This is a genomic window from Thalassotalea marina, from assembly GCF_014656435.1.
GTDB classification, from domain to species: domain Bacteria; phylum Pseudomonadota; class Gammaproteobacteria; order Enterobacterales; family Alteromonadaceae; genus Thalassotalea_C; species Thalassotalea_C marina.
Map to the genome: position 1 here is coordinate 30419 of NZ_BNCK01000008.1, position 11124 is coordinate 41542.

Consider the following 11124-nt stretch of genomic DNA (forward strand, 5'->3'; position numbering starts at 1 on the left):
TGATGCCTTTACCAAGTGCCAGTATTTTCCATACTGACCCACGGCTCTTGTGGTGCTAACGCTTCGCCTTTTTGTAATAGCTCAACGGAAATGCCATCTGGCGATTTAATAAATGCCATACGACCACAACGTGGTGGACGGTTAATAACCACACCTTTATCCATTAATGATTGGCAAAGTGCGTAAATATCATCAACTTCATAAGCAACATGACCAAAATTACGCCCAGCAGTGTAAACTTCGTCTGAATCCCAGTTATGGGTTAGTTCTATTTCTGGTGCGCCAGGTTCAGTTGCTAAAAAGATCAAAGTAAATTTACCTTCTGGCACGTCATAGCGGTTGGTTTCAACTAAGCCTAGTTTATTTACAAAAAAATCTAATGACGCATCAACGTCGGAAACGCGGATCATGGTATGTAAGAATTTCATGGTAGCCCTTAATCTAGCAAAACAAATTATGTGAACATACACCTCTTTTATTTTTGCCCTAACTTAAAAGAGGTAATTAACTTTTCTGTCGCCAAGCACTTATTAACAAAACGATGATTGGAAAATATAGCGACCAACGGTTTTATCATATCAATAAGACATAACAACACGCTCTAATATCATTCACTAACATATGGCCAAAACATCAAGTTTAAAGGTTCATCTTATGTAGGTTTAATAACAAAAGCCTTAGTATAGATATTTTATTGAAATTAATTGTAGACAAAATAACCACTTTAAATTACCTTCATTAAATAACTGACTGGTCAGTCATTTAAGGTTGTGGTAGTGCAAACAAAAACAAGAGCAATTTCAGAGCGCGATAAAGAGAAGCGCAAACAAGTGATATTAATGGCTGCGTTAGAGCAGTTTTATCTACAGGGTTTTAAAGCAACTCGTATGGATGATATTGCTAATATGGCAGGAGTGTCTAAAGGCACCTTATATCTTTATTTCAAAACCAAGGAAGAATTATTCCAAGCCATTATCGAGCAAGTAGCGTTACCTAAATTAGGTGAATTAACCCAACTTCTTGAGCAATCGCCATCGGTTAAACAAGGGTTGAGCAATATGTTCAACTTTCTGCCTAAGGTTATCCTTTATAGCCCTTTGCCTAAGCTTATCAAGGTGATCATCAGTGATTCATTTGCTTTTCCAGAAGTTGCACAAAATTACCGTGAGCAAGTGATTGAAAAAGGTTTGATGGCATTAACAAAATTGTTAGATAAAGGTAATACCAACAAAGAAATTAACGTTGAAAATAGCAAAGTAATGGCACGGTTAGTGATCGCGCCGGTAATTTTTTCTGTGATTTGGTATGTGATTTTAAATGGCGATAACAAAAGTGAAAACGATATTAACGCGCTGTTTCAACAGCACTTGCGTAATATGTTCTGTTCGCTTGGCATTAAGGAAAATTAAATGAAATATGTCACGTTAAGCGTCTGTTTACTGCTGGTTGCTTGTAGTGAACAAACACAAGAAAAGCCAACATACTCTGGCTACATTGAAGGTGAGTATAGCTACGCAATAACACCACAAGATGGCTTTATTGAAGAATTATTAGTGGATGAAGGTGACAAACTCCTTGCCTCACAGCCAATTGCTCAGCTAGATCAATCATTGCAAGCGCTGCAAATAAAGCAACTTTCAAATGAGCTGAAAAGCCAATCTTATCTAGTCGATGATATGAAACATGGCGCGAGAGCGGAGGAAATTGCGGTAGTGAACAGTCAAATGTTAGCACTTCAAGAAGAGTTAAAGCTGGTAGAAAAAAATATCACTAGAACCAAAGAGCTCATCACGAAAGCGTTAAGCAGTCAAAATGAATTAGATTTGTTGTTAACTAAAAAAGATGTTCTTAAGCGACAAATTCAAAGTTATCACTCTCAAATTGCCGCATTAAAACTGCCTGCTAGAGAGTTAGCAACCTTAGCACAAAGTGAGCTTTATTTGGCCAAACAAGCCAAGTTAAATCAGCAGCAATGGCTGAATGACCAACGTAACATAGTATCGCCTTCGGCTGGCTCGGTAAGCCAAGTTTTTTATCGTCAACGAGAGTTTGTTAAAGCAGGCACACCGATTTTATCTGTTTTATTGGATGATATTAAAAAGGTGCGTTTTACCGTACCACAAAGTGACTTAGCCAGCTTTCAATTGGGGGAAACGGTTTGGGTTAATCAAGATAAAACAGAAAACCCTATTAAAGCTAAAATTTCCTTTATTGCTAAAAAGGCGGAATTTACCCCGCCTGTACTTTATGGGCCGAGGGTGCGAGATAAGCTAGTGTTTACCGTTGAGGCTGAAATGGAAAACAATTTGTTAAATATTGGTCAGCCGGTAGATGTGTATGTCGAGTAGTGAATTAGCTATATCGGTGCGTGGTTTAACCAAACGTTTTGGTAAAACTGAGGTGGTAAGTCAAGTTAGCATTGACATGCCAAAAGGGCAGGTTTGGGGATTTTTAGGCCCTAACGGCTCAGGAAAAACCACGACAATTCGCATGATCTGTGGTTTGTTAAAACCTTCAGAAGGACAAGGGGAATGTCTAGGATTAGATATTTTACGTGATAGTGAAAAAATTAAGCTGCAAACTGGCTACATGACACAAAAATTCTCATTCTGGGAAGATCTCACCATTAAAGAAAACTTAGATTTTGTTGCCCGCATGTATCACTTAGCCAATAGAAGTGAACTAGTTGATAACACGTTAAAAAATTTAGGCTTGTTTCATCGTAAAAACCAGCTTGCTGGCGCGTTATCTGGTGGCTGGAAACAAAGGTTAGCACTTGCTGCGGTGACCATGCACAAACCTAAGCTGTTGTTGTTAGATGAACCCACTGCTGGGGTAGATCCGCAAGCACGACGAGAATTTTGGCGCGAAATCCATACCTTAGCAAACCACGGTATGACAGTGTTAGTCTCCACACATTATATGGATGAGGCGGAGCGTTGTGATTCAATTGTTTATTTAGCTAATGGCAAGTTAATCACCCAGGGTAGTGTTGCCCAAGTGACCAAAGGATCTCAATTAGTAACCTATCGCGCTGATGAGCCCAATGTGCGTGCTATTAGCGAGGCTCTAAATCAAGAAGATGGCGTAGAGTTCGCCGCATTTTTTGGTTCGGCAATTCACGTTAGTGGGACTAATCAAGCGCTGTTAAACCAAGTATTACAGTCACCGCCTTATAACCAATTGACTTGGCATCAGGTCAAGCCAAGTCTTGAAGATGTTTTTATTTCACTGATGACAAGAAGTGGCTTAGATTTGAGGCAACATTAATGCAATACTTAATTCGAACATGGGCCATTTTAGTTAAAGAGCTGATCCAAATGCGCAGAGATCGTATGACCTTTGCGATGATGATAGGTATTCCTATTATTCAATTGGTACTATTTGGGTACGCCATTAATACTGACCCTAAAAGTTTGCCAACAGCAATTTATGCGGAAGAAAACACAGAGTTTACGCGTGCTATGTTGAAGGGGTTTGAAAACTCAGGTTATTACCAGTTTACCCAACAAGTACAAAGCTACCAGCAAGCTGAAGCTATGCTTAGTCGAGGTGAAGTTTCCTTTGTTATTTATATACCTAAAGGATTTACTCGCCAGTTGGTTAAGCAACAAATGCCTCAAGTGTTAATTGAAGCTGATGCGTCAGATCCGTCGGCATCATCCAATGCAATTAGCCGAGTAAAAGATATCATCGCTCAAAGTATTGCACCGTTATCTGTTGGCGCGTTGTCTTATCTTAAGCAAAAGCCCCAAGCGATTGACGTTGTTATTCACAACAAATATAACCCAGAAAATATTACCCAGTTCAATATTGTCCCTGGGCTACTTGGCGTTATCTTGACCATGACAGGTGTGATGATCACCTCGATGGCCATGACCAGAGAAAGTGAAAAAGGCAATTTAGAAAATATTTTAGCCATGCCAGCAAAGCCGTTTGAAGTGATGTTAGGTAAAATATTGCCATACGTTTTGGTGGGTTTAGTGCAAACCGTGGTGATTTTACTAGCCGCCAAATATTTGTTTGCCGTGCCGTTTCAAGGTAGTTTTAACCTGCTTGTATTGGCGGTATTGGTTTTTATTATTGCTAACCTATGTTTAGGGTTTACCTTCTCAACTATTGCCAAAACTCAAATGCAAGCGATGCAAATGACTTTCTTCTTTTTTCTACCGTCAATTTTACTTTCTGGCTTTATGTTTCCATTTCGTGGCATGCCAGTGTGGGCGCAATACATTGGGGAAGTGCTGCCATTAACGCATTTTCTTAGAATTGTCCGTGGCATTATGCTTAAAGGTGCGCCATTTGCTCAGCTAACGCATGAGTTCTTCGCTATGTTATTGTTCATTCTAGTGGTGGGCTGTTTGGCCATTTTACGTTATCGCAGAACCTTAGATTAATCATCCAAATTAATATTTACCACGTAAATACAACGGACAAATCAAACGCAAATTGTCTAGCATTGTTTAGCAGCTAGTTATGTATCAAATACGCGATTGTTGATTAATCGTAGCTGTTTTAACTGATTTAAGGGTTTCAGTTTTCGCTGTGCAGGCAGGCTCAATTCTCATGAAATGTGTTTGTTTTATTTGTTGCTGCTATTGTTATATACCAATTTTTGTAGCCAGCCAATGAATAATATTGGTGGTAATTTACTGATCCAAAAACTATTTTCGAAAAGTTGAGAAGTTAGAGGGAATTAACCACCCGCTCATAATATTTTAAAGTACCAACCTAAAGTTGCCCTCTATTAAAATAGGCAAGTTTAGAAGTGTTTGCTTAGTTAGTTAAAATTTAGAAGGAGCTTAACTAACTTTTATTCGAGCTTTTCCTTAAACTCTCATAAATTTTCAATGATGCAAGCTCCCATTTAGGCTCACGTGCAAATCTATCAAATTTATTAGCTATAAATTTTTAATTGTTTGATTCTATTTTTATTTTTTGGGGCTTTATTCTGCAGGCTTATTTCACTATGCCTTCTTCACTCAAAAACTAAAAAGAGTGGTTATTAAATTAAATTGAGTAAAGTCGCTTGTTAAAACAATACAAACTTATGTGTTTAACGTTCAGATTTTAAATGAAATCATTTTAGTGAATATACTAAAACTAGGGTTTGAATTCCAAAGGGACGGCTTAATTAAAAAAATATTTAGCCAATATGACACAATCGTGTTTTATCACCGACTAATTAAATATCTATCCAAAAGGCAAAATGCAGATATCAGATGCGTAAAGAATTCGAACAAATGATCATCAATAACCAAGGACGGATCAGGTATATAGCGTCTAGGTATAGTCATGAAGGCGAATTTGATGATATGTATCAAGAAATATTGCTGCAACTTTGGAGAAGTTTTGAGTCTTTTAGTGGTGAGTCAAAACAAGAAACATGGGTATATAAAGTGGCACTAAATACAGCCTGCACATTTGCTCGTGTGGCAATAAAGATAAAAGAGATTAAACAATCTCCGTTACACCAATCTATTCAAGAGCTTCTGCCACCGCAAGAAAATTGTCAGGCCGACATTCTAAATCGCTTTATGGATAGTTTAAGTGACACAGACGCAAGTTTGCTGATGATGTACCTAGATGGTCTTTCGTCGGACGACAGCGCTAAGGTGCTTGGTATAAGTTCCAATGCCGTTAGATCGCGCATAAAGCGCATTAAAAATGAATTTGAAAGCAAGTACATAGGAGATTGATATGAATCTAGATGAATTAAAGCAAGGCTGGCAACAAGCTATTACAACCAAATCAACTCCTGAAGACTTAACCGAGATGATAGACATGATTGAGCAACAAACATCTAAGATTGATAAAGAAATTAAACGTCGTGATTTTCTAGAAATTGGAATAGCGATATTACTTATCCCAGTTTGGATTCTGGGTTTATTGAATTCAGCCAGTACGATGCAAAGTATAGGTTGCATAATTGCAATCGTCGCCAGTGTTTATATCCCATATCGTTTAACATCTGCAAAAAAAGTGGCTGTTAAAAAGAGTGATAGTGTTAAAGATTTTTTAATTCAAGAAAAACAAAAAATTCAACAACAAAAACAAATGCTAGAGTCTATTGTGTGGTGGTACATAGGACCATTAACAGTTGCTATTTTGCTTATCACTTTGGGGGCAAACGTAAACGAATCTGGTGTACCACAAATATCTGGCAACATGCATTGGTATTACATATGTGTTGGCCTATTGATGGTGGGAGTGTATTTTTTAAATAAACGCGCAGCCAAAGAAAAGTTCGGCCCTTTACTAAAAAATATTGAACAACGTCTGTCGGAAATTAGCTCGCAGAGCCGTCAATAAAATCGATTAAATAACTAGTCGTTTATCGACGACACTACGACAACCGTAACCTCTTAAAATAATGTTTTGAGCGACTTGCTGAGAAAGTCGCTTAGGACAAGTGTGGCCAAAATTTATTAAGGAATATCGACAATGAACAATAAACAACCAAGAAACAGCAAAGCTTCCTTTTCAGGGATGATCGTCATAATTATTACAATAATGATTGCAATTATCTCTGGTAATTCAAAAGCTGCATCAGCTAATACTGCATTGGAGAGTGTGCTTAAACACAAAGTAGAAACGGAAAAAATAAGTGTAGGAGTCGCAGCTGCTATCATAGAAAACGGTGAGGTGAGCTTCATTAATGTTGGCATGGCAAACAAGGAAACAGCGCAAAAAGTTGACCAAAACACTTTGTTTGAAATCGGCTCAATAAGCAAAGTACTTACCTCAACAGCACTTGCAACCTTTGTCGATGAAGGCCAATTAACATTGTCTGATGCAGTGCAAAATTATTTGCCTAAGTCCGTTAGATTACCAATAAAAAATAACAAAGTTATTACGTTCGAGTCATTGGCAAATCATCATTCGGGCTTGCCTAGACTTCCTAGTAATATGCCGTTTGGAAAGCCATTAAACCCTTACGCTGATTACACAAAAGAAATGATGTACGAATTTCTTCGCCACTTCAAGTTACCGCGAGAAGTTGGTGAAGCACCTGAGTACTCAAACCTTGCCGTTGGTTTATTGGGACTTACTCTGGCAGAAATTGATAATTTAAATTACGAACAAATGTTGAACCAACGGGTATTAACACCATTAAAGATGAAGGAAACCTATGTCAATGTGCCTGAAGCTAAGCATACAAGAAGAAGCATAGGACATAATGGCAGCCTTGAACCCACTGAATATTGGCAGTTACCAGCAATGGTTGGCGCAGGTGGTGTTGTTTCTAGTACTTCCAACATGGCACTTTTTTTAAAAGCTAATATGCATCAGAACAAGTTGGCGTCAGCAATCAAATTGACTCACCAGCCGACAGCTAAATTTGGTCATTCGAATACTAAAATAGGATTAGGTTGGATCATACAGAATACAGACGAAGGTGATGTTTATTTGCACAATGGTCAAACAGGTGGATTCGCTTCGTTTATTGGCTTTAATCCTAATTTGAATAAAGGTATCGTAATTTTATCAAACACTTCAATATTGTTAGATGAGATTGGTTACAGTTATTTGACTAACTCTTTAGCATCTTTAAAGCTAACAACTCCTGCCAAGGTAACTGAAGAAGCTTTAGCAAAATTGATTGGAAAGTATGAGCTGGTGCCAGGCTTTGTTTTGTCGATAACTCATAAAGGAGATAAGTTATTTGTCCAAGCCACGGGGCAACCAATATTGCCTTTAACCGCCAACTCAAATTACGAATTTGTTAACAATGCAGTAAAAGCGAGAATTCAATTTGAACTTGATATTGAAGGCGTCGCAACCTCACTTATTATGTATCAAGGTGGTCAATCACTGCCAGGTAAGAAACTGGATTAGTAAGAGTTCTATTTATAGGTCGAAGTAAACAGTTTGTTATGAATACTGATCAGTTTACTTAAATAGAACCACGTAAAAGCAATCAAAATAGTCTGATTGTTCACAACGATTCAAACTGCGCCTTAATAATAAGGCGTCTTTGTACTACTCAGATTTTTCCTTAAACTCACATAAATCTTCAATAATACAAGCGCCGCATTTTGGCTTTCTAGCGGTGCAGACATAGCGACCATGCAATATTAACCAGTGGTGCACATCAACTTTAAATTCTTTCGGCACGACCTTGATTAGCTTTTGCTCAACATCATCAACCGTTTTGCCCATGGCAAATTTAGTTCTATTACATAAGCGATAGATATGGGTATCTACAGCAATGGTAGGCCAGCCAAACGCGCAGTTAAGCACGACATTGGCTGTTTTTCTGCCAACACCGGGTAGGGCTTCTAAAGCTGCTCTGTTTTCTGGTACTTCACCGCCATGTTGTTCAACCAAAATACGGCAGGTTTTTATCGTGTTTTCGGCTTTAGTGTTAAATAGGCCAATCGTTTTAATATATTCTTTTAGCTTATCTAAGCCTAAGTCTAAAATGGCTTGTGGCGTATTAGCAACAGGGTAAAGTTTAGCTGTCGCTTTATTTACACCAACGTCGGTCGCCTGTGCTGAGAGTAAAACGGCAATGAGTAACTCAAAAGGCGTGGTAAAGTTTAGCTCTGTTTCGGGATGTGGATTGTCGTCGCGCAGACGAGTTAAAATCGCCAGTCGTTTTTCTTTATTCATGGTATAGCCATATTTTGTTTAGCGTGGGTAAACCATTGCCCAGTGGTTTACCCAGCGCATTATTTTTTGTTATACGATCAAAACATTCGTTGCCCAGCGCTGTTCGGTGTTGGCCGTTAACTGTCGAAGTTTACCCTTACACGTTCAATAGATTGTTCAGCTTTTTTCGGTTGCTTTTCTGCAATGCTGGCATCAATTTTATTTTTTAAGGCGATTAAAAAGCCCATGGCGATAAAGGCACCTGGTGGCAATATAGCCAATAAAAATTGATTGTCTAAGGCAAATACTTCTATTCGTAACGACGCTGCCCATGAACCTAATAGTAAATCGGCGCCGTCAAACAAGGTGCCTTGGCCTAATACTTCTCGTATAGCGCCCAAAGCTAACAACACTAACAAGAAGCCAACACCCATAATAAAGCCGTCATAACTTGCTTGTTTTAAAGGGTTTTTAGAGGCGTAAGCTTCTGCCCGACCAATAATGGCGCAGTTAGTTACGATTAGTGGTAAAAAGATCCCTAATGATTCGTACAAGCTAAAAGCAAAGGCATTCATTAGTAATTGTACACAGGTAACAAAGGCGGCAATGATTAATACAAAAATTGGGATACGGACTTCTTTTGGCACCCATTTTTGTACCACAGATACCGTGGCGTTTGAACATACTAAAACAAACAGGGTTGCTAAACCTAAACCTAATGCATTCACTACGGTTGAAGTTACGGCAAGTAGTGGACACAAGCCTAGTAGTTGAACTAAACCAGGGTTATTTTTCCATAACCCTTGCCATGTTAAATCTTTATACTCTTGAGGAATGTTCATTAGTCCTCCTGACAAGATTGTGTTGAACTAAATAACGTTTGTTTATGCTCTGAAAAGTAAAGCAAGGTGCGTTTAGTGGCATTAACTACTGCTCTAGGTGTTATGGTTGCACCAGTAAACTGATCGAAGGTACCGCCGTCTTTTTTCACTGCCCAGTGAGAGTCATCGTCCGATTCGATAGTTTTGCCATTAAAACTGAAGATCCAGTCACTTTTTCTTGTTTCTATTTTATCGCCCAAGCCCGGTGTTTCTTGGTGTTTTAAAGTTCGTACACCCGTTACTTGATTCTGATAATTTACGGCGACTAATAAGTAAATGTTACCGCTGTAACCATCAGGTGCCGTTGTAGTAATCGCAGCAGCGACAGGTGTGTCACCCTTAAAAGCAAGGTATGCTTTTTGTGGTTCGCTGCCTAAAGTGTCATCTTGAATAATGACGCAGCTTTGTGTCATATCGTTATCGTGAGATGTTGGGTCGACAATTTGAGACAGTGTTTTAATTAAATAGCGTTGTTCTTGTTTGTTAATGGTGTCTTTTGTTAATAAGTTAACAATACCTACCACAGCCGTACATGCGATGGCAAAAACAGCAAGAATTCTGGCGTTGCTCTCTATTGCTTTTTTCATACGACTTCCTTATTGGTGACCATATGTTCTAGGGCGAGTAAATTGGTCGATTAACGGTGCGGCCATATTACATAACAAAACAGCAAAAGCGACAGCATCTGGGTAACCACCATATTTTCTGATGATGAAGACTAAAAAGCCGGCTAGTGCGGCAAACACTATACGTCCTTTTACACTGGTAGCTCCTGAAACTGGGTCAGTTAAGATAAAAAATGCCCCTAACATGGTAGCGCCACTAAACCAGTGGAACATAGTTGAAGTGTTAGTGTCAGGGCTAACCATAAAAGCAATAAAGCTACAGACAAAAATACTGGCTAAGAAGCTAGCTGGCGTCACCCAAGAAATCGCTTTTTTGTATATTAAAACAAAGCCACCTAATAAAAAGGCCGCATTTATCCATTGCCAACCTACAGAAAAGTACTCACCAATCACAGGGCTTGTCATCGCTTCTTCCACAGTTTTACCCATAGTTAACGCTGTTTTTACTGTGTCTAACGGTGTAGCCATAGTAAAGCCGTCAATATGTGTTCTAAGCTGCTCTACTGAATAACCGTCTAGGGTAAAGTTAGTGAAAATAACCGAAAGCGTGTTAACAAAATCCAGTTGATGATGCATTAAGCTTAGTGGAGGTTGCCACAAGGTCATTTGTACAGGAAAAGAGATTAGCAACATTACATATGCCGCCATTGCGGGATTAAATGGGTTATGACCCAAGCCGCCATACAGTTGTTTTACTATAGCGATAGCAAACAAAGCGCCAAGTACCGAAACCCACCAAGGCGCGAGGGCAGGTATACTGATACCTATTAATACGGCGGTTAATATTGCACTACCATCAAATAATTGCTCTTTGATGTTTTTTTCCCGAAGCGACAATACTAAAAACTCGGCAATTAATGCGGTTACGGTCGCCAAACCAATTTGAATTAGGTTACCCCAACCGAAGAAATACCACTGAGCAATAATGCCTGGGATAGTGGCGTAAATTACAAGACGCATTAATGCAGATGTTTTGTCTTGTATATGGTTATGTGGTGAGCTTGCGATCCAATAGGCCATTT

12 protein-coding genes are annotated in these 11124 nt (G+C 38.9%); 7 read left to right on the forward strand and 5 right to left on the reverse strand.

All coding sequences use genetic code 11. The features are described 5' to 3' along the window. Positions 1–8: 8 nt before the first annotated feature. A complete protein-coding gene (locus tag IE199_RS16155; protein ID WP_189772634.1) occupies positions 9–428 on the reverse strand; it encodes a VOC family protein in 420 nt (139 codons plus the stop codon). A gap of 348 nt (positions 429–776) precedes the next feature. Here IE199_RS16155 and IE199_RS16160 point away from each other — a divergent pair, with 348 nt between their 5' ends. The 7 genes from IE199_RS16160 (at position 777) to IE199_RS16190 (ending at position 7839) form a co-directional block, all read left to right on the forward strand. Next, positions 777–1409, forward strand: a complete 633-nt coding sequence (locus tag IE199_RS16160; protein ID WP_189772637.1) for a TetR/AcrR family transcriptional regulator — start codon at positions 777–779, stop codon at positions 1407–1409. Continuing rightward, positions 1410–2348 (forward strand): HlyD family secretion protein, encoded by a 939-nt coding sequence (locus IE199_RS16165; RefSeq protein ID WP_189772639.1) that lies wholly within the window; start codon positions 1410–1412, stop codon positions 2346–2348. It begins immediately after the preceding gene. Continuing rightward, entirely contained in the window at positions 2338–3270 is a 933-nt protein-coding gene (locus IE199_RS16170) for an ABC transporter ATP-binding protein (RefSeq protein ID WP_229854777.1), read from the forward strand. Before IE199_RS16165 ends, IE199_RS16170 begins: the two co-directional genes overlap by 11 nt. Beyond that, a complete protein-coding gene (locus tag IE199_RS16175) occupies positions 3270–4397 on the forward strand; it encodes an ABC transporter permease (protein WP_189772643.1) in 1128 nt (375 codons plus the stop codon). Before IE199_RS16170 ends, IE199_RS16175 begins: the two co-directional genes overlap by 1 nt. A gap of 825 nt (positions 4398–5222) precedes the next feature. Further along, positions 5223–5699 carry an RNA polymerase sigma factor gene (locus tag IE199_RS16180; protein WP_189772645.1) on the forward strand — a complete coding sequence of 159 codons (477 nt, stop codon included), beginning with the start codon at positions 5223–5225 and terminating at the stop codon, positions 5697–5699. Between the two features lies 1 nt (position 5700). Continuing rightward, on the forward strand, positions 5701–6312 hold the full coding sequence (locus IE199_RS16185) for a hypothetical protein (protein ID WP_189772646.1): 612 nt from the start codon (positions 5701–5703) through the stop codon (positions 6310–6312). A 132-nt stretch (positions 6313–6444) separates the two neighbouring features. Further along, positions 6445–7839: a serine hydrolase gene (locus IE199_RS16190; RefSeq protein ID WP_189772648.1), complete on the forward strand. Its 1395-nt coding sequence runs from the start codon at positions 6445–6447 to the stop codon at positions 7837–7839. Between the two features lie 144 nt (positions 7840–7983). Here the strand turns inward: IE199_RS16190 and nth are convergent, their stop codons facing one another. The 4 genes from nth to rsxD form a co-directional block, all read right to left on the reverse strand. Then, the gene (gene nth / locus IE199_RS16195; RefSeq protein WP_189772650.1) at positions 7984–8616 is read right to left on the reverse strand and encodes an endonuclease III; all 633 of its coding nucleotides are present in this window, start codon (positions 8614–8616) and stop codon (positions 7984–7986) included. Between the two features lie 116 nt (positions 8617–8732). Beyond that, positions 8733–9437, reverse strand: a complete 705-nt coding sequence (locus IE199_RS16200; protein ID WP_189772652.1) for an electron transport complex subunit E — start codon at positions 9435–9437, stop codon at positions 8733–8735. Next, positions 9437–10063: an electron transport complex subunit RsxG gene (gene rsxG, locus IE199_RS16205; RefSeq protein WP_189772654.1), complete on the reverse strand. Its 627-nt coding sequence runs from the start codon at positions 10061–10063 to the stop codon at positions 9437–9439. Before rsxG ends, IE199_RS16200 begins: the two co-directional genes overlap by 1 nt. Positions 10064–10072: 9 nt before the next feature. Then, positions 10073–11122 (reverse strand): electron transport complex subunit RsxD, encoded by a 1050-nt coding sequence (rsxD, locus tag IE199_RS16210; protein WP_189772656.1) that lies wholly within the window; start codon positions 11120–11122, stop codon positions 10073–10075. Positions 11123–11124: the final 2 nt, after the last annotated feature.